Below are 22,913 nucleotides of genomic sequence, written 5' to 3' on the forward strand. Positions count from 1 at the left end.
TTCCTGTAAGTCATCCTATCTTCTTAGTAATTTAATACTTTAGTATTTTAGGATTTCTATCTTAAAGCGATTTTGTAATAATTTTTACATCAATATTTCCACGAGTAGCTTTAGAATATGGACATACTTGATGAGCTTCATGTGTTAATTCTTCTGCTTGCTCTTGAGACACACCACTAATTTCTACTTCTAAAACAACTCCGATTTTATAACCGTTATCACTCTCATCTTTTAACAAACTTACTTTACCGGTAACAGTTGATTCGATTTTCAAACGTTTTCTTTGGGCCACTAAATTAAGAGCACCATCGTAACAAGCTGAATAGCCTGCAGCAAATAATTGTTCTGGATTTGTAGCAGTGGATACTTGATTTGGTTTTGGCATAGCTAAATCTAAATCAATAATATGATCGTTAGATTTCACATGACCTTCTCTTCCACCTTTAGTTGTAGCTTCTGCTGTAAAATATACTGTCATTATTAAACACACCCCTTAATTAAATTTAACACAATTGAATTGTAATCAATTTATTTATTGTTGTCAACTGTATTTATAAAAATTAAATTGATGTCAATCTAATTTTAAGTCTAGTTGATTCCAAAGACTATGCTTATTTTCAGATGTTATCTATAGTACGATCCCCCATTAACTTATAGAAATAATAGATGAAATCACATTATTGATAACTCGCCAAATCACTACAAGTCGTTTTTAATAGCCTGACAAACAGCCTTATCTGTATTTAAAATATACAATTAATTCATGAATGTAGATAAAACTTATATCAAGAGAATAGATGGATCTATATCGGTATTGGATTTCGAAACTATCAATGTCCCTTAAACGCATAATATTGATAAATAAAAGCGATTTTTCCTAATTACTATGTAGTGTTACGATTAATTAAATTGTTAACTATTCAATTTTACTTAACATAAATCTTATGCTACAATTTGCTTTAATGAATATAAAGATATTGTGAGGGATTTCACTTGAAAAATAATAATTTGCTGTTAAGTGATCATCTATGTTTTGCAATTTACGCGGCTTCCCGTGAAATGATAAAGCTATACCATCCTCTCTTGAAAGAGTTAGGAATTACGTATCCACAGTATTTAGTTCTTCTTGTTTTATGGGAGAAAGAACAAATGTCTGTTAAAGGGTTAGGCGAAGAATTATATCTAGACTCCGGTACGTTAACGCCAGTTCTAAAAAGACTGGAGGAGCGAGGACTTATTATACGCGAGCGTTCCAAAGAAGATGAACGAAGTGTAATTATTACATTAACAGCTGAAGGACACGAGTTTAAAGAAAAAGTTACATCGATTCCAAATACAGTATTTGATAAAACCGGTTGTAACGCGGAAGAAATTAAAAGTTATAACACATCAATCCGTAATTTACTTAAAACGCTGACATCTGAGTAATAATTTTTAAATTCACACAATTCTCAAAAACTAAATCTTAGATGGTAATGATTTGTTATATAATTAAGTTATCAAAGCGTTACCCCCTATGATTTCTATGATGAAGCTATTAAAATAATTCGTTTCACCCTTTGTATATTATCTAAAAAGAACTTGTAGTGATTTCTACAAGTTCTTTTTATTTTGTTTATTAATTTTTAAATATCATCTATTCCACAAATTTCTATAAAAAACGCTTTCCGCTAGCAAATTAAAACCATCTTTTGAACTCGGAAATCACTATTTCAAATTCATTATTAACAAGATTATTTTTAAAACTTTCCCCTCCTCCTAATACACATTTTCATTATGGTTTCTAGTTCTCTTTTAACAAAAACAGATGAATTAATTTTTAGTTTTATTTAATAGTATTTTAGTAGGTTTTGAAAAAAATTTAATTTTTTCTATGACTGTCATATGGGGATTTATAGGTTTTTTTACCCTGCTTTTTGGGCGGACATTATTTCACATGGTGTACTATCTATGTTACCCTTTTATTAGGATGGTTGTTCCAATACAATCAAAAATTGTAATAAAAGGGGGGTTATGTATGAAGAAGCTACTATCTTATTTACTAATTTTTTCTATGGTGCTTTTAGCTTCCTTTCCAATGAATTCTTCGTACGCTAAGGCTAATGATGATCAGTTGTCAATTGATGAATCTATTTTAGCTACTAAAGAGTTCTTCAAAACTACTAAAGTAGTGAAAGAAAATGAAGTTACAGTAGATGATGTTACAAAAGATCAATTACTGGAGAAAGCTAAAGAATTCATTTCATCAGGAACTGTAAAACCAGTTGGTGGTACAGAAATTGACGTAGATAAACTTTTAGTAAGAGGAATTAAGACACCATTTGGTGTAGAGTATTCTGTTTTTGATTCATCCGTTACTACAGATGATCAGGGAATTGTGAATTCACTTAAACTCTTTAATATGGTTTTTACTGATAAGGTTGAATTAAAAAACACTTATGAATTAAAGTCTAATAGAAACAAAGATAATCTAGCTACTACTAAGATGTGGATCGATAATAAACTAGCAAGTGCTGCCGAGCTAGATCTAACTACTGTTATTAATGATTCATCCGCTGATGAAAAAGGAACAGATATGCTTACTACAGAACTTGCACCAAAAACTGATAAGGCCGTTCAATATGGATGGACAAAAAGATGGAAATGTACTCAAAGTTGTGTAGCGTCTAAAGGTGTAAATATGCTAGTAATTGCTGGATTACTTGCAGCTTGTGGAGTTTCATGTACCGCTGGTGTACCAGCAACAGCAGGGACTGCTTGCTATGCATGTGTAAACTCTGCCGGTATCGTGGGAGTAAATACAGTCCTTGGTTGTCTCGATGAATGTGATTCATAATGACTTTTATTAATTGAATATTTTGTAATTTAGGGAGGGTGAAAACATTGATGAAACTATTTTTCTTTTTAGCTGCCCTATCAGCAATAATATTCACGGTGCTTGGTAAAGCTATGTTAGGAATTGTATGTACCTCAATATTTTTTGTAGCAGCATTATTTTTTAGTAAACCTAGATTTAAAAATGATGAATAATGCTATTATACACAAACGAAAAACTCGAGTTATTTTGACTTGAGTTTTTCGCTTCTACATCAATAGATTAGGAGTAAATTGGATTTAGGAGCCTTTACTTTTATAAAGGTAAAAGATCCTAATGATTATTATGCAAAGTAATTCGTATGACTCAAGATTCCTTTCTATTACACACAACATTCATGAAAGCAGAAGAATCTTTAAAACAGACTGCATCGCATTTACAGATAATCAAAAAGAATAGTCATAAATATCATCTGTATAAGGATGATAAAATAAAAAAAACTCGAATAGATGGCCTCGTAAAATGAATAAAAAAACTATCAACTTACAGAAAACCCCTCTAAAATGATTGTTATATATGATCGAAAATGTAGAATGAAATTAAAGACAAAAAAACACATTTAGGAGGTTATCATGACATTTGAGGAATTGAAAAAAAACAAACCAACAACCGCATGGGTTGAGTATGATGAAGATGGGGAATTTTTCACTGAAGAAAATATAAGTGCAACAAATACGGTTCTTGACACTTACATTAACAATTTACAGCAATTAGGAGAGAATTCGACCGAAGGCGAAGTCATGCAAGTTGTTAAAGAGGTAGTTCTTAAATTAAATGAACTCAATATCGAACATGACCATTTTATCGAAACAATGGAAAGAGAAGATCTCTATGAATTTATTGATGCAGCTGCACGAATAGCTGGCTTAGAATCTGAGGAAGATATAACAGAAGAATGGCGGGAATGGTAAAAAAAGCAGAATAAAATTTGAACTGCCCCTCTAAGTATATATAGAATAATTCAAAGGGGGATTCCCCCCCTTTGAAAATACGCTTTTTATCTAATTTGGTAGCCTTGGAAAATCATCATCATCCGAGTGATTTCCCCACTGGGATAATTGCCTTTCAATTTTCGACTGAAACTGATTTATTAATAACTTCTTATAGTTCATCATGTCCAGCATGTGCTCCCACTGAAGCTCTATATCATAAAGTTCATTAAAGCTAGTGGAATTTAACAACCATTTTATTTTCTCCAACTTATCATGCGTTAACCTCTCTGAGCCCCTCTTATTTAACACCGCTTTTTCATAAAGACGATACTTTAAGCTATACGTAACACGTAAACGTCTTATTTTATCCACAAGTGGTATACATTGTAAATCATAAGCTTTATTTGCTATTTCAGGTGGGATTTCTGAATGAATCAAATATCTCTCTAAATCTTGTTTTTTCACCCCTACTCGTCTTGCAATCTTATCTATATCTAATCCCTTTTCTAATAGTTGAAAAATCAAAATAGATTTATCCATCCAATTCACTCCGGCCACTTGAAACATACTTTGTAATAATAAAACTGTTTGCTCAGTTTCATTAGAAAGTGCACTAACAATACAATCAATATAGTGTTTCCCCACACCCTTATAAGCCTCGTATGCTATATATCCCGATATTAAATAATACTTATTTCCATCGGGGGATTTCTCTACTTTAGGAAGAATAGATAAACCTTCTCCATTTTTTATACAATTCATCATCCTACTCTTTACTGTTTCAGAAACACTTTCTACATAAATCGGTACAATTTCCTTAATATTAACCGCTCTAATTACACCTTTCATATTCCTTCCCCTCTCAATACTTTTCCTTTAGTTTATGAGAGAAAAAATTTGTCTTATTACCTCACAGATTAGCGAGACAACCTTCATTTTAAAAAACATTTTATTTTTGAATTGATTTCTACTTCAACTACAAACGCTGTTCTTGGTTTCATAGATTTTGATGCGATCAGTATGCTATTTGAAAAGATAGCAGCAGTAATGAAAATTATGGAAAAATAACATTTTTTCCATATCAACAAAAAAGACCACCAAAAGGCGGCCCCTCAAAACTCAATCCTATTCCCAACTCCACTCTCCACCGCCTTCTCATACAAATACTTCGCAACAATAATATCCACTACTGCCAAACCAACCGATTTAAAAACAGTAATCTCTTCATCGTTTTCGCGGCCTGCTTTTTCCCCGCTTATAATTTGACCAAGTTCGGCATGGATGTCGCTCGCTTCAAATAAACCTTCTCGCACTGGAACTTGGAGGTCACCTGTTTCTTCTAGTGCTGCTTCTTTTGATTCGACTACTACTTTATTTGCGCCCGCAATGGCGTGGGATGGTAGTTCTTGCATATTCGGTTTGAATGAGCCGACGGCGTTTACGTGGACGCCTTTTTGCAAGATTTCTGAGAAGACTGGTGTGGATGCGTTCGTAGTTGTGACGATGATGTCTGCTTCGCTTATTGCTTCATTTGGGCTTGTGTGAACATAAGCAGTTTTATTGAATCTCTCTTGTATATATTGCGAGAATGCGTATGCTTTTTCTTCTGTTCGATTGTATAACATGACTTTTTCAATATTTCTAACCGCAAATACTGCTTCAGCAATTCCCTTTGCCTGTTCTCCTGTCCCGATGATGCATAAAGTTTTTGCGTTATGACGAGCTAAATGTTTTGTCGCTACTCCTGATAGGGCGCCTGTTCGAATCATCGTTAAGTAGGATCCTTCTAAAAGTGCGAGCGGTTCTCCCGTTTGAAAGTCTGATAGCATTACAATCCCGTTTATCGTTTTCTTTCCTATCTTTTTGTTTTCAGGGACTACTGTTACTACTTTTAAGCCAAGTGCCTCAAGTCCTTCTGCTACTGAAGGCATAATTAATGCCGTATTTTGTTCGCTTGCAAATGGTAATGAGCCACGTATTGGTGTAATCGTTCTTTCTGCAGAAAATTCTTGTAAAGCAAGCGCCGCGTATGCAATGACTTCGTTCATATTTACTAAGTTTCGTTGTTCGTTCGCGCTTATGACTAGCATATCTTTCCACCTCCTCCTTCTATCCTAACAAAAATCCCCGGTTCAAATCATCTCTCGGGTCTACAACGAACTGATGAAACCCTGTAATAAATGCATGCCCCGTTACTTTCGGAACGACAGCTTCATATGTATCTACCGCTGTTACGGATAATACTTCTCCTTCGAATTTTCCGTCAGTAATGCATTCATGAACAAAAATTTCTCCCTTTTGTAAAGCATCTTTTGCAAAAAGAGTTGCAATCCTTGCGGAAGTCCCTGTGCCGCAAGGAGAACGATCTACTTGCCCATCAGCAAAGATTGTTACATTTCGTAAAGTTGCGTCTTCCCCTTTCGGTTCATCTGAAAAAATAACGCCGTATATTCCTTTTAAATCTTCTTCAAGTGGATGCTTCACTTCCATCTGGCTCTCAATGTAGTGCTTAATTTTACCGCCCCACATTTGAATAGCAGATAAATCCTTGAAATCGACTTTCAAACCAAATTCTTTACTATCTACTACCGCATAAAAAGCTCCGCCAAACGCGATATCTACTTGAAATTCATATTCATCTATTTTAATAGGAACGTCTTTTTTGTATACAAATGAAGGGACATTTTCAAATGATACGGACTCTACTTCACTCCCGTTATATGTTGCGTACGCAACGACTTCCCCAGCAGGGCTATCAATAATAAACTTTTGTTTCGCTTCAAACATACCTGTTTCAATTCCGACTGTAATAACAGCGATAATGCCATGGCCACACATCGTACTCCAACCTTCGTTGTGCATAAATAATACGCCAAAATCAGCGTGAGCACTCACAGGCGGAGTAATGATACAACCGTACATGCCGTGATGTCCTCTCGGTTCATACATAAGAACTTCGCGAAGATGATCCAAATGTTCCATACAGTACGCGCGTCTTTCTAGCTGCGTATCTCCTTTTATTTCTGGCACGCCGCCTGTAATAATTCGAAGCGGTTCCCCAGCTACGTGAGCATCAATTGTCGTGTACACTTTACTAACCTTCATCTCTATCTCTCCCCTACATGTTGATACTATTTTTATTGCAAATATCATGCCAACGCATAGGGTATAGATTTGTATATATTGTGTAAAAAAGCATACACTACTGTCTATTTTTTTATACAGTAGAAGGTTGGCAGCCAGGAGTCTCCAACTAATCCCACACTCGCCCGAAAATATATCGACGATTATTCAATTATATCGATCACAACTCCGAATATATCGGCGATTCGACACAACATATCGACTTACCGACAAATCCCGCACTTCCACACCCGATAACCACCAACCAATCCCACAGCCGGACTTCCACAAACACCCGAACCCCACTAAAAAATCCCCCTAAACCTCGGGGGACTCATCAAACCCTAACCCCCACAATATCCGGCACCCGCTTCGCAATCTCCTCACCAATCTTTATACTAGCCGTTGCGGCCGGGGATGGTGCATTGCAAATGTGCAGAGAGTTTATGCCTGGAATGATGCAGAAGTCATCCACCATATTGCCGTTTGATAAGATGGCTTGTGCTCTCACGCCTGCATGCGTTGGGACGATATCTTGTTCTGTTAGTTCTGGTATTAAGCGTTGTAAACTTTTTAGGAATGATTGTTTACTGAATGAGCGCACCATTTCTTTTATGCCTTCTTTCATGTTTGGCATCGCCATTTTCCAGAAGCCTGTGTATGTCATTGTTTCCATGAAGTCTTTTATGTTGAAGTCTTTTTTCGTGTAGCCTTCGCGCTTGAAACTTAATACTGCGTTTGGCCCTGCGTGTACATCTCCGTTTATCATTCTTGTGAAATGAACACCTAGAAACGGGAATTCAGGGTTTGGCACTGGGTAGATTAAATGTTTTACGAGATGGCGTTTTTCTGGGACGAGTTCATAATACTCACCGCGGAACGGAACGATTTTCATATCTGTTAATATGCCAGTCTTTTTCGCAATGCGATCGCTGTGTAAGCCGGCGCAGTTAATAAGAAATTTCGTTTTAAATGTTCCTTTGCTTGTTTCAATTGTGACGGTGTCTTTTTTCTCGGTAATACGATATGCGGCTGTTCCTACATGTACTTCTCCGCCGCTTTCCTGAATGAGGCGAGCAAATGCATAACTGACTCCTTTATAATCAGCAATCCCGCAAGAAGGAACACGGATTGCGCCAAGTCCTTTTACATGCGGTTCAATTTCTGCTAATTCTTCTTTATCTATTTTTACGATATGTAAATCGTTTTGTAAGCCTCTCTCATATAAGTTATGTAAAAGAGGAAGTTCTTCTTTTTCTGTCGCGACAATTACTTTTCCGCACATGTCATAAGCGATATCATGTTCTTCACAAAATTGGACCATCGCTGCGTTTCCTTCTTTTGCGAACTTCGCTTTATAACTCCCTGGTTTATAGTAAATGCCGGAATGAATGACACCGCTATTATGTCCCGTTTGATGATGTGCGAGTTCCTTTTCTTTTTCAATGATTGCAATTTTCACATGAGGGAATTTTTTCGTTAAAGCCATTCCCGTTGAAAGGCCGACAATTCCTCCGCCAATAATTATAAAGTCATACATCCTACTTCCCCCTTACTAGTATAAAAGGCAGGTCTCTTTGCAAGACCCGCCGTACATATTATTTAGAAAAACAACCACGCTGACGCATGAGTTCTCTATATAAATCTTTATTTTTTTCGAATGCCGCTCTTCCGTGCATCCAAAATAAGTTGTTTAAAAGAACTAAATCTCCTACTGGTAATTTTAATGCATGTGTTGCTGGTGAGTTTTCAACAGAATAAGATAAGTCTTTCAGATAGTTTGCTTGTTCAATATTATCTGGATACGCAAACTGATCAATAAAGCAAATGCACGGTGCATTATTTACATCAAAGAATGTTTCACGATAGACGATTTCTTGCGAGTTTTTACTTGGCGGTGCTTTATACGTAATTTTTACAGATGCGAGCGAATGATCTCTAAATTTCTGAAGTTCTTCCCAATCGTCTAAATGTAGTAAACGTGATTCCCCGCCTACTGCATTTTGCTCTTCAATCTTCATCATAAGAAGCCAATCTGTCGGTTCATCAACGAATGTTCCGTCTGTATGAAGTGTAAATAATCGGTACGCTTGGCGGAGATAGGAATCACTACTATCCGTATCTTTCACATTAAATCTAGCATAATACGTTCCTGTCATCGCATCAAAGTTGGGTGTCCCAATTAAATGCGTTAATGCTGTCGCAAATTTCACGTAATCTGCTGGATCTACCGTCTCGCCTTGTACCCCAATTGTAAATCCGCCCGTTTCACGGTCATGAATAATGCCGCGAATGTTATCCATAAATGATTGCCCAAAAATCTTTCTCATGCTATCCGCAAGATTAAACCGAGAATACGGAATGTATTGGAGTGACTGCTCTGAATGCTCTTTTACCTCTTCAAAAAATTGCTTAAGCAACTGCTGATTTAATACGATATGATATAAACGTTTATGCTCTGAATGAGGAACAATTTCATACCCCTCATATTTATTTGCAAACTTCATTTTCGCACTTTGTTCTGTAATAATCGACATTTCAATTCCTCCCTACATGAAATATGAAGAACGTATTGACGCTTTTTACAGACAGTTATCCTTATCTTCTATATGCTGAGATCCGGTCTTACTGCCCTAACAGCAAAAAGCCAGTCATACGCATCCACGACATAACAATCGCAGATACATACAACTGGCTCATAATTACGAGTGTTCTTTAATCTCTTAAAGTACAATAATAATAGACAGTTCATATGAAAATATGTGTAAAACAGGTAGGCAAGATCGAATTTAGAGAAGGCTGATTTCTCGAATGGATCTTATTAATTAAATAATAATTCAAAATATTCTAACTGTCAATTTGTTTTTTATTATTTTCTCGACATACTTTACACATTTTACAAATTCTTTTGCTCTCTGCGCATCCCCTTTTTTTCGTCTCTTGTTTTACAACCTGCACTTCATTTAACTTTTTCATATCCTTTTCCTCCTCAATATAAAAAGCCAGTCGTATCCCGTTAACGGAAATACAACTGGCTCTCGTTTATGGTTTGGTAAACTAGACAGTTTTTATGGTGTTGTTTCCTCGTACTCACCTTGTGGCTGTTCATCGTTTAAATAACTTACATATTGGCGGTGCAAATCTTTTACTGCACTAACAATCGCATTTTGTGCTTTTCCTTGATAATGATCTGTAATATCTTGAACGATTTCTTCGATACCATCTCGTAAACTATGTCCTCTCAAAATTTGAGCGACGAAGTCTCTACCGTGCTCTGTTGCAAGCGTACATGATGCTTCAATAATGACATGATATTTATGATCTGCCTCAATTGTAATTGTTAATGTTTCATACATACTGCGAACAGCCATCCCTTTCGGAAGTCTCGAGTGTCCTGCCATAAAAAATGTCCCTTTACGCATATTTCATCCCCCGTTACTATGTTTTTAATGTTTATATTTGATCTACGTATACTGTCTTTATTCTCGTATAAAATTCTTTCGCTGCTTTTCCTTGTTCACGCGGTCCAGCACTAGAGTTTTTCATTCCGCCAAATGGAACTTGCGGCTCTGCTCCTGCAGTTTCTGAATTCAAGTGTACCATTCCAACTTCCATATCATCAATAAACCGCTGAGATAAACTTAAATGATTCGTACAAATCGATGCACTGAGTCCGTATTCTGTATCATTCGCTAAAGAAACGGCTTCTTCATAACTATTTACTTTAAATAAACAAATAACTGGTCCAAAAATTTCTTCTTTTGCAATACGTGCATCCACGTCTACATTTTCAAAAATAGTCGGTAACACGTAACAACCATTCTGTAATTCTGTTTCGTTCGGTACGCTGCCTCCATACAGTAAAGAAGCCTCTTCCTTTCCTACTTCAATCATCGATAAAACAGATTGCTGTTGCCCTTTTGAAACGCATGGTCCCATAAATGTATCAGGATCTAACGGGTTCCCAACTGTAAGAGCTTCTGTACACTGCAATAGTCGATCCTTGAACGCTTCATAAATATCCTCTTCGACTATTACTCTACTTGTTGCAGTACATTTTTGCCCTGTTGACATAAACGCACCTTTTATCGCAATCGTTACTGCCTTTTCAATATCGGCATCTTTTAATACAACTAACGGATTTTTCCCGCCCATTTCTAGTTGTACTTTCTTCCGCGTTTCAACGGCTGCTTTTTGAATGATATTTCCAACGTGATTCGAGCCGGTAAAAGAAACCGCTTGTATATCTGGATTCCCCGTTAATTCTGCTCCCACTTCAGATCCTTTTCCGAATACGCAATTGATAACGCCTGCTGGAATACCAGCCTCATGAAACGCATTTACAAGATGGTACACCGATTTCGGCGTCACTTCAGCCGGCTTAATAACAATCGTATTTCCGTAAATAAGTGCCGGCGCCATTTTCCACGCTGGAATCGCAATTGGAAAGTTCCACGGCGTAATTAATCCAACTGGCCCTACAGCTACACGTTTACTGTAAAGCATTGTACTTTCATTCGCAGACGGGATAATCTCTCCGATTGGTTGATTTGCTTCTCCTGCATAATATTCAAGAATGCTAATCGCTCTCTTCGTCTCTCCTATTCCTTCTGCAATCGTCTTTCCTTCTTCATTCGTTACATCCTGACCGATTTCATTTACCTTTTCTTTTAAAATAGCGGCCGCTTTCCATAAATAACTCGCTCTCTCTTGAAACGATAACTTTTGCCACGTATGAAAAGCTTCTTTCGCTGATGCGATTGCGACTCTCGTATCTTCTATTGCACTACACGGAAATTCCCCTAATACTTCTCCATTATGCGGATTATAGTTTTTTACATATGCATTCGTGGAAGGTTCTTTCCATTCACCGTTTATATAATTGAAATACTTCATTCCCCTGCCCCCGCCGTTTTTATTTTGATAGTTTTGCAATTGCTGCTTCTAAAATAGTAAGCCCTTCTTCAAGCTGTTCATCCGTTATAACAAGAGGCGGTAAGAAGCGAAGTACGTTACTATAAATACCTGCACTTATCGTAATAACCCCTTTACTATGCGTTTCTTTCATAATCGCCTTCACTTCTTCTGACGCTGGCTCTTTCGTCCCTTTATCTTTTACAAGCTCAATGGCAGTCATAGCGCCAAGGCCTCTCACATCGCCAACTATTTCGTATTTCTCTTTCCAACTATGAAACACTGTCATCATACGCTCGCCAATTTCTACAGCACGATTTACTAAATTCTCTTCTTCGATTACATCTAAAACTGCTAATGCAGCCGCGCAAGCAGCCGGACTTCCTGAGAAAGTACCACCTAATTGACCTGGCCCAGGTGCATCCATCAAATCTGCTCTTCCTGTTACTGCGCTAAGCGGCATGCCAGCAGCAATTGATTTTGAGAAAGTCATTAAATCAGGAGCTACACCGAAATGATCCATTGCAAACAAGCTACCTGTACGAGCAAAACCAGTTTGAATTTCATCCGCAATCATAATAATTCCATACTTATCACAAATATTTCGGACACCTTGTATGAACGTATTCGTCGGAACGATAAACCCGCCTTCCCCTTGAAGCGGTTCCAAAATAATCGCAGCGATATTATCACTTGCTACTTCCTCTAACATGAAGCGTTCGAAATACGCTAAAATTTGCGCGTCTACTTCTTCTTGTGACAGTCCTTCTTCCGCGCGGTAATAGTACGGATATGGTAATTTGTATACTTCTGATGCAAACGGACCAAATCCATGCTTGTATGGTTTCACCTTACTCGTCAGTGACATCGTTAACAGTGTACGCCCGTGATACGCACGCTCAAATGAAACAATCGCACTTCTTCCTGTCGCTTTTCTAGCAATCTTCACCGCATTTTCTACTGCTTCCGCACCGCTATTCGCAAACATCGTTTTTTTCTTAAAATTGCCCGGCGTTAACTCATTCAGCCTTTCCGCGAGTGTAATGTAACTTTCATAAGGTGCTACGTGAAAACAACTATGAATTGAAGACTCCACTTGATCTTGAATCGCCTTTACTACTTTCGGATGACAATGCCCGACGTTTTGCATACCAATTCCGCCTGCAAAATCGATTAATTCATTGCCATCTACATCCGTAATAATTGCGCCTTTCGCTGACTGCACATACAACTCTGTAATATTGTAAGGCCCTTCTGGCACCGCATTTTTTCTTCTTTCATGTAATATGCTAGATTTTGTAGTTGTAATATCCTTCTTCTCTTTCAACATGGTCTATACCCCTTTTCTTATTCTTTCTCTAGGCTAATTTCCGAATCTTTTATCATCGTAAAATCATTTAACTTTTGCTTATCTAACTTTCTAACTCTTAAAAAGTAACTGATTATTACTAGGATCGTAGCGAGTAATGTCATGTAAAACTGCATACGCATATCTGCTATAAATGCTTGTGAAACAAATATCGTAATAATCATTAAAAGCGTTGCATATGTGAGATAAGGGAATAACCACATTTTCACTTTCAGCTTCCCGACCCCTTCTCGTTCCCTTTCTCGCCTTAACTTGACATGTGAAACAGCAACGAACATATACATCAGCATCGTTACCCCGCCTGAACTATTCGCTAAAAATGCAAATAGTTTATCAGGAGATATAAATTTCAACATCGCGCAAATAAAAGCAAATACGATACTCGCATAAATTGCGATAACCGGTGTCCCTCTACTATTTAACTTTGCAAAAGCAGACGGAGCATCACCTTTTTTCGCAAGTGAAAATAACATACGCGAACTCGTATATATACCTGAGTTCATAACGGAAAGTAGTGATAAAAAGACAACACCATTCATAATTTCTGCGGCTGCAGGTACTCCTGCCATATTAAATAAACTTGCATACGGAAGTTTTAATAATTCCTTATCTGTCCACGGAATAAACATAACTAAAATCGTTACTGATCCGACGAAGAAAAGCATAAGACGCCATACTACATTATTAATAGCTCGTATAACATTCTTCTCTGGATTTTCCGATTCTCCGGCTGCAATCGCTGCGACCTCACTCCCTGATAACGAGAATGAAATAAACACAACGCTCAGTAAAACAGGAACAATTCCATTTGGGAAGAAACCACCATGTTCTGTAATAATAGAAAAACTCGGTCTATCCACCCCTGGAACGAAACCAAAGAACATCGAAACGCCTAAAATTAAAAACGCAACAATCGCCACCACTTTAATAAATGCTAACCAATATTCAAACTCACCGTACAATTTTACGGAGTACACATTTGTCATCGTCATTAAAAGGACCATCCCTAAACTCGCGATCCATGCAGGCACAGAAGGAAACCAATTATTTATCATTACGCCTAAAAGCACCGCTTCAATTGCGATAATAATGACCCAGTTAAACCAATATAACCATCCGATCGTATACCCGGCCCACGGTCCAATTGCTTTATTCGCATACGTTGCGAAAGAACCACTATCAGGATTTTCCGCTGCCATCTCTCCTAACATCCGCATCACGAGCACGACCATTAAAGCACCAATAATGTAGGAAAAAATTGCAGCCGGTCCTGACGATTGAATAATCGTTCCACTTCCTACAAACAAACCGCCCCCGATAACCCCGCCAATTGAAATCATTGTTATATGCCGTGTTTTTAAATCTTTCTGTAACTCCTTTTTCTCTTTAGCCAAACAATTCACCAGCCCCTCCATTAGCATGAACGTGCGCCACACCCCATTGATAACGCTTTCTTTAATTCCCCTCCTACTTTCAATAAAAAATAAAAAGAGCCAGAAAAACAACGCATACAACCGCATTGAATTTTACTGCCCCTATCCTTATGGCTCGTCCTCCTGCTAAGGAAGTTCAAGTGGAAAGAAGTTCCGCTATTTTCTTTTCAAAACATATATCCGGGCTTGCAGAGAGGCTAATCACTGTCATCCGATAATAAGTTAATCATAATACAAGTAGACAGAATATTCAATAATCACTTTTGCAAATTTCATGAATAAAAAAGAAAATTCTCTCCCCCCGCCACATATACTGTTCAAAAGCAAAAAGGAAGTGATCCCATGTACTACGGAACAAAAGGCTGGTACGTAGCCGAACTAAAAAAATTAGGTGTGCGTTACCACGAAGGGCGAAAACTAGAAAGTTACCGCGGACATATCTTACGCAATTTACTCATTGCACAACAGGAGAAATTAAAAGAACAGTAATATACTATTGTAGCGATATCGGCGATTCTCGGAATATATCAACGATTCAGCACAATATATCAACGATTTTTTAAATATATCGACGATTCGACATAGGATATCGACTTACCAACGAATTCCGACAAATCACTCCTCCATTCCACCAACCAATCACACATCAATACAAACTAAAAAAAGGTCACCCCAACGGGTGACCTTCCTTTCTTATTCACAAACAAGAATTTGTCTAGAAAATGATCCTTTTTTTGTAACACAGCGATCTGTAATTTCGAATCCTGCTTCATGGATCATGTCGTCCATTGTTTCCATCGTGACAACGACTACCTTTTTAGCGATGCGGCGCGCGCTTGAAAGAATAGAGAGCTGGTCTTCTGGTGTTGCATGCGTAAATAAGTCGTACGGCATATCAATAATGGCAACGTCGTAGTTCTCAGTAATTTCCTCAATTGGACCTTTTGTTACTGTTCCTTCCAATCCGAAATGCGCGATATTTTTTCTCGTTCCAAGAACTACAAGTGGATTTATATCTCTACCAACGATGTTAATTCCCATAGAAAGTGCTTCTACTACTACTGTTCCAATACCGCAGCACGGATCAATTGCTCGTACTCCCTCTGGATTTGGCACCGCGATATTTGCAACTGATCTAGCAACACGTGTGCTAAGAGATGTCGAATAACTATGTGGTTTTTTTATGTGATGATACCAAACTGGCTCACTTTCTACATAGTGTCCGAAGTACCAGCGTCCTCCAAGAGGAACAATCCCGAATACACGCTCTGGATTACGAACATCCGCTTCTCCTTCAATATGCATGCCAAGGTCTCGTTCAATAAGACGTCTTTCTCCATATTCAATTTTATTCTCTCCAACGAGGTCATTGATTTTAACGAATATCACTTTAAATGACGCCCCCGCCAAATCAATTTGTTCTACTTGTTTTAAAATGCTTTCTAAGTCGTCTCCCTCATACATAACCTCAACGCGCTCTTTTATAAACGCACTTCTACTTGGGTCAATTTTGACATCACTTTTCAAAATATTAATGTGAGACTCCGTTCCAAAGAACGAGCGCATTTCCAAGTAACATAAAGCACGCTCCTCCTCGCGAAATGCATACGTATATATACATGCAGGTGTTTTACTATGATTATTCAATCTATTATCATCCTCTATATCGTTATAATTACAATACTTTTTCATATAAAATTAAATGATATCACATGCCGGAAATAAAGAGAAACGTTAATAAATAAAAGAGACTGCCATTGGCAATCTCTTTTGATGTATTAACGGAAAGAAGATACGTTATTACCCTTCGCTTCGTAATAATCTAAAATACCTTGATAAATCGCTTCCGCTGCAGCTTGTCTCTGTTTTGGTGTAGCAATTTTATCTGCATCACTTTTATTATCTACAAATGCTAATTCTGTTAATACAGCTGGCATTGTATTTTCTCTAGTTACATATAAGTCCTGATGTTTTATACCACGATCTTTTGTTCCAAGTGCTGCTACAAGACGGTCTTGAATTTTTTGTGCTAATAACATACTGTCTTCTACATGCGGATTCGTTACTTTTGCTCTTGCTGACTGATAATATAATGTTTCTGTACCTTGTCCATTTTTGTATTGAGAGCCATTAGCATGAATACTTACAAAAATATCTCCATTATGTTCCTGTGCAAACTCTACTCGTTTTTTCAATGAATCTGTTGAGTTTACTCCTGGACGTGTATTATCTGTACGAGTGAACATAACAGTAAATGGTGCCTTTTGCTCAAATATTTTCTTTAATCGTAATGATACATCTAATACCGTTTCGCTTTCTTTCTCGTAATAACCAACATTACCTGAGTCAATTCCACCATGACCTGGATCAATAATAATCGCTTTACCTTCTAAGAAGTTCTCTTGCTTCACTGGGTTTAATTGGTTTTTATCAACCCACTGGAAACCAGCGCCTACGCGGATTCGAATCCAGCTGCCACTCTCTTCCATAATCGTTACTGTTTGTGCATTATATGTACCTAGCACTTTAGAACTATGTGAAGCTGTTTCATACGCAGTAAAGCCTTGATTAATCGTTTCTGTTTTTTCTTGTATAGGTGTCCACTTCTCACCTTTACTTGTTACAATTTTTAACCAGCCATCTGCTCTTTGTTCTTTCACTACAACCATTTGTGGCTTATGCTGAACATCAGTAATACCAGATGATAATGATGGTTGATGATATGTAATAAAGTTTCTGTTCATATACATTCTTTTTGATGTATCTGTTTTATTTTGATCAGCCATCGCAATAAACTGAGCTGCTTCTGCACGAGTTACAGTTCCTTCAGGCTCCCAGCCATTTCCCGTACCTTTAGAAATCTCTAAAGCTACTAAAATATTAGCTTGTTTCTTACCCCAATGAGGTTCCAAATCTTTAAACTGTGTTGGAAGTTCTCCAATAATTTTTTTATCTAATGAATATGCTTGTACTAACATAGATGCCATAGATGCACGGTTAATTTGGCTTGATGGATTGAATTTACCAGTACCATCTCCACTAATTACACCTGCTTTTTCCACTGCAGCAATGTACGGAGCTGCCCAATGGTTTTGTGCATCTTTAAAAGATGGCTTTGCTTTTGGATCAATTGGTAACCCAAGAACGACTGCTAAAATTTTTGCAGCTGATCCTCTATCTACTGCTTCAGATGGAGAAAACGTTCCATCAGGCTTTCCATCAAGCGCTTTTTTTCCTACTAAATAATCAACTGATTCTTGCGCCCATGTAGGAACATCCGAAAACTTCTTCGCTGCTGCGAAACTACTTACTGGAGACGATAATAAACTTGCGGCTAAAATACCTGCCGCGACTGCACGATACTTCATAAAAAATAATACTCCTCTCAACAATCATTATTTAATAACGCGTAATCTTAATATACAAATTATATTGAATTCAGACAAAAAAAATTAGTGCGCCTCTATTATTTTATAATACTCGAATTATGTAGTAAACCTACTTTCTTAATATTGTAAAATAAAGTACAATTAATTTACTTTTTGTTAAATAAAGTCGATTTCTCTGCAAACAAAAAATAGGCTACCTCTGGCAGCCTATTTCTTTTCTTATTCCGCAATCATCTCTGATAATACATATGCATAAACCAGTGCTTCTGTATGAGCAATCGAACTTTCATGTGTACGCTCAAATGCATGGGAAGAATCAATACCCGCTCCAATTAATGCATGTTTCACATCAAATCCAGCGCGAATCGCAGCCGATGCATCCGATCCATAGTACGGATAAATATCTACTTTATATTCAATATTGTTCGTTTTCGCAAGCTCTACTAAATGTTTACGCAGTGCATAATGATACGGACCGCTAGAATCTTTGGCACAAATAGATACTGTATATTCATCAGATGCTTGTCCATCACCTAGTGCTCCCATATCAACCGCTAAATATTCAACCGTTTCTTCTGGAATGTTAGAGTTACCACCGTATCCAATCTCTTCATTATTAGAAATTAAGAAATGAGTTGTATATGGTAATGTTACGTTTTCGTCTTGTAATCTCTTAATTAATTTTAATAGAATCGCAACACTTACTTTGTCATCTAAATGACGCGATTTTATGTATCCACTCTCTGTAATTTGAACGCGTGGGTCGAATGAAACGAAGTCTCCTACTTCTATTCCTAATTCGCGTACTTCATCAGCTGAAAATACACGCTCATCAATACGAACTTCTATATTTTTCTCGTCGCGTTTCGCTTCACCTGCATCTTTATATACATGCACAGATGTTTGATGCATTAAAATCGTTCCTGTATACGTCTTACCGCTTGATGTTTCAATCTCGCAATATTCCCCTTCTACAGAGTTCCAGCGAAATCCACCAATCATAGAAAGACTTAGACGACCGTCAGGCTTAATTTCTTTCACCATCGCACCTAACGTATCAACGTGTGCCGTTAATAAACGGTGCTTTGCATCATTTTTCCCTTTTACTGTTAAAATAAGAGCGCCTTTATTATTACGCTTCGTTTCTACGTTCCACTCACTTACATAGTTTTCAATAAAACGAATGATTTTCTCTGTATTTCCAGACGGACTCGGAATAGAGACAAGCTCCTTAATCAGTTCCATCGTTTCTTTCGTATGATGTGCCATTGTCGTTTCCTCCTCATTTTTCCTATTATTTAGTATACAAAATTTGCTAGAAAACCTCTACTCATATAGCTTAATTTTCTGAACTGTAGTAAAATTCACTTTAGTATACAAAAGGAGTTATACAATATGAATATATCAAAAAAATATGTACACATTGCACTCATTTGGTTTTTAGCATCATTACTTTGTTTACAAGTTTCTTATGCAGTTCATACTACTACTTCTATTACAATTGGCTGGGTAGTAACAGCTATCTTCTTCATTATTAGTTTAATTGCAACAAAAAAGCATAGCGTTAATGAGTAACGCTATGCTTTTCCTACAAATCTATTCTTCTGAAACATCTAATAAATAAATGCCTCTTTCAAATCCACCGCGCTCTATTTCTTTTTGCTTACGAAGACGCTCTACATCTTCAATTGTTGCGCCTTCTGCACGCGCTAATGAGATGATTACTTCCAGTGCATCTGCAAGCGAATCAAGTGCATGTTCACGCTCCTTCATAGAAGCAAATTCGCGAATTTCTTCCGTTCCAATTTTCGCTAAAGCTTGTATGTATGCTTGTCCTGTTAACTTTTGTGCTGTATATGTTTTTCCAGACATTAAAATCTTCTCTGGAACACGATCTCTTACTAACTTGTTATATGCTGACATCATTTATCCTCCTATGTTTATCTGCCTTGTAAAATAACCACTCTTTTTTCACATCCCGCTCTTTCTTTACTTCATCTGAGAAAGCAAAAATTAGATGCCCTTCAAAGAATAGTGCAGTCCGTACCGCAAAGATATGGTGTACTATGCAAAGCATACTATGTAAGTAAAATAATAACGATCACACCAATAACTTTCTTCATATATTACTCCTAAAAAAAGTGCTAACACAATTATACTAAAATGTGTTAGCACTTTCTCCCCTTTACCCTAAATTAACCGGTAGTAAAACTACCATTCATTAAAGTTTCACTTTATTTTCCTTTAAATGCCGGCAAACGTTTTTCTAAAAATGCAGCAATGCCCTCTTTATGATCCGCTGTTTGTCTCATCGCATATTGGCCGCGTTTTTCAAGTTGCAGCGTTTGTTCTAAATTAGAACGATTTACTTCACATAAAATTTGCTTCGTTTGAACCATCGCTTTGATCGGTTTTTGTGACCATTCACTAATTTTTTGCTTCACAGCCGTTTGGAAATCTTCGCCGATTACTTCATCAATTAAACCGATATCAAGTGCTTCTGTTGCTGATAATTTCTTTCCTTCCCAAATAATTTGCTTCGTCATATTTTCACCAACTCGCTTTTGAAGGAAGAAATGGCCGCCACCATCTGGAATTAAAGCGATTCCAATAAAGTTCATCGCAATAATGGATGATATATCCGCCATCACATAGTCAGCTGTTAGTGCAATGCTTAATCCAAGACCAGCAGTTGGTCCATGAATTGCACTAATAACAAGCTTCGGCATCGTATATAAAGTTACAACGACTTCAGAAATAGTATTCATAATACCATCAAACTTGCTTTCATCATTACTTGAAAGCATCGATTTAATATCTCCGCCCGCAGAAAAACCGCGGCCGTTCCCGCATAACACAACAATGTGTGCAGAACTCTCCGCTACTTCTTTCAGTTTCTGTAATAGTTCTTTTAACGTTGGCTCATCTAATGCATTTAACACCTCTGGGCGATTGACCATAACCGTTGCAACGTGCCCTTCATATTTCACAATGACAGATTCTGTTTTACTTGTTACTTCCATTATATATACCCCTCTTTTCTACACAAAGATTATACTTATATAATTATAGAAAGGAGGTGAAAAACCCTTCTTTTTTCTCAATTTTCTGTCTAATAATCACGAAATTTGTATATAGTCTTGTATAAAACATACAATTTCGTTGAAAAATATAGAAATTAAAGTCGTTTTATCCATGCTTTTCATCTATTTACCATTGCAATGAAATGGTGTATCCTTAAGTTTGATGCAAAAAACAAATATTGAAATTCATTCGCCTTACTATATAAAAAAGGCTTTATGCCCATCTCTTGGGTGTTGAAATAAAGGAATGAAGAACTGGAGGAACATATGGTTAATAAGTTGAAACAAACGGATAACTACTTCCCAAATTTCCTATTGCTATTCATTGCGTTTCAACCAATTTTAGATTTATTAACATCTTTTTCAATCTATATATTACACATGAGCGCAACAGTTGGAATTGTAGTCCGTTTCGCCTTTATGCTTCTTGCATTAGGATACCTACTTCTTCATCACAAACAACAAGATGCGAAAAAGTACATTCTCTATTTATGTTTACTCGGAATTGCACTGGCAATCGGTCTTGTAAATAATATGATGGTTAAATCTCCAGTTTCATTTGGAGAAGAAGTGAAATTTATTTTAAAGAGCATATATCCAATTGTGCTACTGTTTGGATATACTATCGTCTTTAAAGAGCTAAAAAATAAAGAATATGTGTTTCATAAAATCATTACATATTTCTTATATGCAACTTTAATTTTAAGCATCACAATGATTGTCGCAATGCAAACTGGCACTGATTTCCCAAGCTATCCTCACTCAAAAATTGGCTCAAGAGGTTGGTTCTTTGCTGGAAATGATTTAAGTGCTCTCTTCGCGATTATGTTCCCAATCGTTGTCTTATATTCGATTTATAAAACAACTTCTTTCTCGAAAATATATTACTGGATTCCAACAATACTTGCGATGTATGCAAGTATTATGGTCGGAACAAAAGTTGGATATGGTGCAATTGTGCTAACATTAAGCGTAGCACTTTTCTTCTCGTTCATTGAATATATGATAAACCGTAAAAAAGAAAAAAAAGGATTCACATATCTTGTAAACACCATCGTTGCAGCAGTTGTACTAGGAGGTTTAATTGTTCTTACACCGCATACTCCTATCGCAAAAAATATGGGAATCCACATGCAAATATACGAATATAAAAAATCAGTACAAGAAGAACAAGATAGAAAAGAAGGAAAAGTAATTAAAGAAAATCCAGAGGATGCTAAAAAACACGCAAAAGGTGAACTAACAGACTCTGAAGTGAAGAGTTTAATTTATAGTGATCGCGACAAATTCTTAAAAGTATACAAACAATACTATAAAGAAGCACCGCTCTCACAAAAACTTTTTGGAATGGGTTACGCTGGTAACTACACAGTTAAAATTAAATTAATTGAAATGGACTTCCATGACCTATTTTTCGCCTTTGGAATTATCGGTTTCCTTATTTACTTAATACCGCTTCTATACTTTGGTATTAAACTATTCATCCGCATGATTACAAACTTTAAGAAAATTATAACCGTAAAATATATGCTATTAGCTAGTACACTCATCCTATCACTTGGCATTGGTTTTATGTCCGGTCACGTATTAACAGCGCCATCTGTTAGCATTTTCTTCGTCGTTATACTTGCCTACTTAATTGTTGATTTAGAAATAGAATAAGAAAGAAGCAGCATCTATTTGGATGCTGCTTCTTTCTTATTCAGTCATAATTGGTTTTGCTCGCTTAATTAAATTTTTTGTGGACTGCTAAAAAAGATCGAATCACATTACGATTCGATCTTTGAAACAAAAC

23 protein-coding genes and 1 pseudogene are annotated in these 22,913 nt (G+C 36.8%); 7 read left to right on the forward strand and 17 right to left on the reverse strand.

What is annotated here, in order from left to right:
- Positions 1-61: 61 nt before the first annotated feature.
- Positions 62-478: an organic hydroperoxide resistance protein gene (locus ACZ76X_RS09690; RefSeq protein WP_088028851.1), complete on the reverse strand. Its 417-nt coding sequence runs from the start codon at positions 476-478 to the stop codon at positions 62-64.
- Positions 479-993: 515 nt separating this feature from the next.
- Here ACZ76X_RS09690 and ACZ76X_RS09695 point away from each other — a divergent pair.
- The 4 genes from ACZ76X_RS09695 to ACZ76X_RS09710 all read left to right on the forward strand — a co-directional run bounded on the left by ACZ76X_RS09695 (position 994) and on the right by ACZ76X_RS09710 (position 3,786).
- Entirely contained in the window at positions 994-1,428 is a 435-nt protein-coding gene (locus ACZ76X_RS09695) for a MarR family winged helix-turn-helix transcriptional regulator (protein WP_479850318.1), read from the forward strand.
- Positions 1,429-2,017: 589 nt separating this feature from the next.
- The gene (locus ACZ76X_RS09700) at positions 2,018-2,836 is read left to right on the forward strand and encodes a hypothetical protein (protein WP_479850319.1); all 819 of its coding nucleotides are present in this window, start codon (positions 2,018-2,020) and stop codon (positions 2,834-2,836) included.
- Positions 2,837-2,883: 47 nt separating this feature from the next.
- A complete protein-coding gene (locus ACZ76X_RS09705; RefSeq protein ID WP_161491745.1) occupies positions 2,884-3,030 on the forward strand; it encodes a hypothetical protein in 147 nt (48 codons plus the stop codon).
- 417 nt (positions 3,031-3,447) lie between these two features.
- On the forward strand, positions 3,448-3,786 hold the full coding sequence (locus ACZ76X_RS09710) for a hypothetical protein (protein ID WP_479850320.1): 339 nt from the start codon (positions 3,448-3,450) through the stop codon (positions 3,784-3,786).
- Between the two features lie 90 nt (positions 3,787-3,876).
- Here the strand turns inward: ACZ76X_RS09710 and ACZ76X_RS09715 are convergent, their stop codons facing one another.
- The 11 genes from ACZ76X_RS09715 to ACZ76X_RS09765 form a co-directional block, all read right to left on the reverse strand.
- Complete coding sequence (locus ACZ76X_RS09715; protein ID WP_479850321.1) at positions 3,877-4,656, reverse strand: hypothetical protein; 780 nt, start codon at positions 4,654-4,656, stop codon at positions 3,877-3,879.
- Between the two features lie 263 nt (positions 4,657-4,919).
- On the reverse strand, positions 4,920-5,897 hold the full coding sequence (locus tag ACZ76X_RS09720; protein WP_479850322.1) for an ornithine cyclodeaminase family protein: 978 nt from the start codon (positions 5,895-5,897) through the stop codon (positions 4,920-4,922).
- A 19-nt stretch (positions 5,898-5,916) separates the two neighbouring features.
- Positions 5,917-6,912: a proline racemase family protein gene (locus ACZ76X_RS09725; protein WP_479850323.1), complete on the reverse strand. Its 996-nt coding sequence runs from the start codon at positions 6,910-6,912 to the stop codon at positions 5,917-5,919.
- Between the two features lie 186 nt (positions 6,913-7,098).
- Complete coding sequence (locus tag ACZ76X_RS09730) at positions 7,099-7,236, reverse strand: hypothetical protein (RefSeq protein WP_479850324.1); 138 nt, start codon at positions 7,234-7,236, stop codon at positions 7,099-7,101.
- A gap of 31 nt (positions 7,237-7,267) precedes the next feature.
- A complete protein-coding gene (gene lhgO, locus ACZ76X_RS09735) occupies positions 7,268-8,470 on the reverse strand; it encodes an L-2-hydroxyglutarate oxidase (protein ID WP_479850325.1) in 1,203 nt (400 codons plus the stop codon).
- A 58-nt stretch (positions 8,471-8,528) separates the two neighbouring features.
- Positions 8,529-9,467, reverse strand: a complete 939-nt coding sequence (gene glaH / locus ACZ76X_RS09740; RefSeq protein WP_479850326.1) for a glutarate dioxygenase GlaH — start codon at positions 9,465-9,467, stop codon at positions 8,529-8,531.
- Between the two features lie 310 nt (positions 9,468-9,777).
- Positions 9,778-9,906 carry a hypothetical protein gene (locus ACZ76X_RS09745; RefSeq protein ID WP_479850327.1) on the reverse strand — a complete coding sequence of 43 codons (129 nt, stop codon included), beginning with the start codon at positions 9,904-9,906 and terminating at the stop codon, positions 9,778-9,780.
- 92 nt (positions 9,907-9,998) lie between these two features.
- Positions 9,999-10,352, reverse strand: coding sequence for a DUF3870 domain-containing protein (locus ACZ76X_RS09750; RefSeq protein ID WP_002170612.1), 354 nt, complete (start codon positions 10,350-10,352; stop codon positions 9,999-10,001).
- A gap of 31 nt (positions 10,353-10,383) precedes the next feature.
- A complete protein-coding gene (locus ACZ76X_RS09755; protein ID WP_479850328.1) occupies positions 10,384-11,826 on the reverse strand; it encodes an aldehyde dehydrogenase family protein in 1,443 nt (480 codons plus the stop codon).
- 19 nt (positions 11,827-11,845) lie between these two features.
- Positions 11,846-13,174: a 4-aminobutyrate--2-oxoglutarate transaminase gene (gabT, locus tag ACZ76X_RS09760; RefSeq protein ID WP_479850329.1), complete on the reverse strand. Its 1,329-nt coding sequence runs from the start codon at positions 13,172-13,174 to the stop codon at positions 11,846-11,848.
- Between the two features lie 17 nt (positions 13,175-13,191).
- Positions 13,192-14,616 (reverse strand): amino acid permease, encoded by a 1,425-nt coding sequence (locus ACZ76X_RS09765; protein WP_479850330.1) that lies wholly within the window; start codon positions 14,614-14,616, stop codon positions 13,192-13,194.
- A gap of 318 nt (positions 14,617-14,934) precedes the next feature.
- On the opposite strand from ACZ76X_RS09765, the pseudogene ACZ76X_RS09770 reads away from it, so the two are divergent.
- Positions 14,935-15,135: pseudogene (locus tag ACZ76X_RS09770) on the forward strand (YflJ family protein); the annotation flags it as partial.
- A 204-nt stretch (positions 15,136-15,339) separates the two neighbouring features.
- Here ACZ76X_RS09770 and ACZ76X_RS09775 read toward each other — a convergent pair.
- The 3 genes from ACZ76X_RS09775 to ACZ76X_RS09785 form a co-directional block, all read right to left on the reverse strand.
- The gene (locus tag ACZ76X_RS09775; protein WP_479850331.1) at positions 15,340-16,293 is read right to left on the reverse strand and encodes a TRM11 family SAM-dependent methyltransferase; all 954 of its coding nucleotides are present in this window, start codon (positions 16,291-16,293) and stop codon (positions 15,340-15,342) included.
- Positions 16,294-16,424: 131 nt separating this feature from the next.
- Positions 16,425-18,014 carry an N-acetylmuramoyl-L-alanine amidase gene (locus ACZ76X_RS09780; protein ID WP_479850332.1) on the reverse strand — a complete coding sequence of 530 codons (1,590 nt, stop codon included), beginning with the start codon at positions 18,012-18,014 and terminating at the stop codon, positions 16,425-16,427.
- Between the two features lie 240 nt (positions 18,015-18,254).
- Positions 18,255-19,304, reverse strand: a complete 1,050-nt coding sequence (locus tag ACZ76X_RS09785) for a M42 family metallopeptidase (protein WP_479850333.1) — start codon at positions 19,302-19,304, stop codon at positions 18,255-18,257.
- Between the two features lie 126 nt (positions 19,305-19,430).
- Between ACZ76X_RS09785 and ACZ76X_RS09790 the strand changes: the two genes are divergently transcribed.
- Entirely contained in the window at positions 19,431-19,610 is a 180-nt protein-coding gene (locus ACZ76X_RS09790) for a hypothetical protein (RefSeq protein ID WP_001027099.1), read from the forward strand.
- Positions 19,611-19,631: 21 nt separating this feature from the next.
- Here the strand turns inward: ACZ76X_RS09790 and ACZ76X_RS09795 are convergent, their stop codons facing one another.
- On the reverse strand, positions 19,632-19,958 hold the full coding sequence (locus ACZ76X_RS09795) for a nucleoside triphosphate pyrophosphohydrolase (RefSeq protein ID WP_001277353.1): 327 nt from the start codon (positions 19,956-19,958) through the stop codon (positions 19,632-19,634).
- Between the two features lie 311 nt (positions 19,959-20,269).
- A complete protein-coding gene (locus ACZ76X_RS09800) occupies positions 20,270-21,058 on the reverse strand; it encodes an enoyl-CoA hydratase (RefSeq protein WP_479850334.1) in 789 nt (262 codons plus the stop codon).
- A 327-nt stretch (positions 21,059-21,385) separates the two neighbouring features.
- On the opposite strand from ACZ76X_RS09800, the gene ACZ76X_RS09805 reads away from it, so the two are divergent.
- On the forward strand, positions 21,386-22,780 hold the full coding sequence (locus tag ACZ76X_RS09805; RefSeq protein ID WP_479850335.1) for an O-antigen ligase family protein: 1,395 nt from the start codon (positions 21,386-21,388) through the stop codon (positions 22,778-22,780).
- Positions 22,781-22,913 lie beyond the last annotated feature (133 nt).

The sequence above is a fragment of the Bacillus sp. BC05(2025) genome (genome assembly GCF_056725905.1).

What these genes read in the sequence shown, in the direction of transcription:
- ACZ76X_RS09690 (WP_088028851.1), bottom strand. Translation starts at nt 478, where the DNA reads ATGACAGTATATTTTACAGCAGAAGCTACAACTAAAGGTGGAAGAGAA.
- ACZ76X_RS09700 (WP_479850319.1), top strand. Translation starts at nt 2,018, where the DNA reads ATGAAGAAGCTACTATCTTATTTACTAATTTTTTCTATGGTGCTTTTA.
- ACZ76X_RS09710 (WP_479850320.1), top strand. Translation starts at nt 3,448, where the DNA reads ATGACATTTGAGGAATTGAAAAAAAACAAACCAACAACCGCATGGGTT.
- ACZ76X_RS09715 (WP_479850321.1), bottom strand. Translation starts at nt 4,656, where the DNA reads ATGAAAGGTGTAATTAGAGCGGTTAATATTAAGGAAATTGTACCGATT.
- ACZ76X_RS09720 (WP_479850322.1), bottom strand. Translation starts at nt 5,897, where the DNA reads ATGCTAGTCATAAGCGCGAACGAACAACGAAACTTAGTAAATATGAAC.
- ACZ76X_RS09725 (WP_479850323.1), bottom strand. Translation starts at nt 6,912, where the DNA reads ATGAAGGTTAGTAAAGTGTACACGACAATTGATGCTCACGTAGCTGGG.
- lhgO (WP_479850325.1), bottom strand. Translation starts at nt 8,470, where the DNA reads ATGTATGACTTTATAATTATTGGCGGAGGAATTGTCGGCCTTTCAACG.
- glaH (WP_479850326.1), bottom strand. Translation starts at nt 9,467, where the DNA reads ATGTCGATTATTACAGAACAAAGTGCGAAAATGAAGTTTGCAAATAAA.
- ACZ76X_RS09745 (WP_479850327.1), bottom strand. Translation starts at nt 9,906, where the DNA reads ATGAAAAAGTTAAATGAAGTGCAGGTTGTAAAACAAGAGACGAAAAAA.
- ACZ76X_RS09750 (WP_002170612.1), bottom strand. Translation starts at nt 10,352, where the DNA reads ATGCGTAAAGGGACATTTTTTATGGCAGGACACTCGAGACTTCCGAAA.
- ACZ76X_RS09755 (WP_479850328.1), bottom strand. Translation starts at nt 11,826, where the DNA reads ATGAAGTATTTCAATTATATAAACGGTGAATGGAAAGAACCTTCCACG.
- gabT (WP_479850329.1), bottom strand. Translation starts at nt 13,174, where the DNA reads ATGTTGAAAGAGAAGAAGGATATTACAACTACAAAATCTAGCATATTA.
- ACZ76X_RS09780 (WP_479850332.1), bottom strand. Translation starts at nt 18,014, where the DNA reads ATGAAGTATCGTGCAGTCGCGGCAGGTATTTTAGCCGCAAGTTTATTA.
- ACZ76X_RS09785 (WP_479850333.1), bottom strand. Translation starts at nt 19,304, where the DNA reads ATGGCACATCATACGAAAGAAACGATGGAACTGATTAAGGAGCTTGTC.
- ACZ76X_RS09790 (WP_001027099.1), top strand. Translation starts at nt 19,431, where the DNA reads ATGAATATATCAAAAAAATATGTACACATTGCACTCATTTGGTTTTTA.
- ACZ76X_RS09795 (WP_001277353.1), bottom strand. Translation starts at nt 19,958, where the DNA reads ATGTCAGCATATAACAAGTTAGTAAGAGATCGTGTTCCAGAGAAGATT.
- ACZ76X_RS09800 (WP_479850334.1), bottom strand. Translation starts at nt 21,058, where the DNA reads ATGGAAGTAACAAGTAAAACAGAATCTGTCATTGTGAAATATGAAGGG.
- ACZ76X_RS09805 (WP_479850335.1), top strand. Translation starts at nt 21,386, where the DNA reads ATGGTTAATAAGTTGAAACAAACGGATAACTACTTCCCAAATTTCCTA.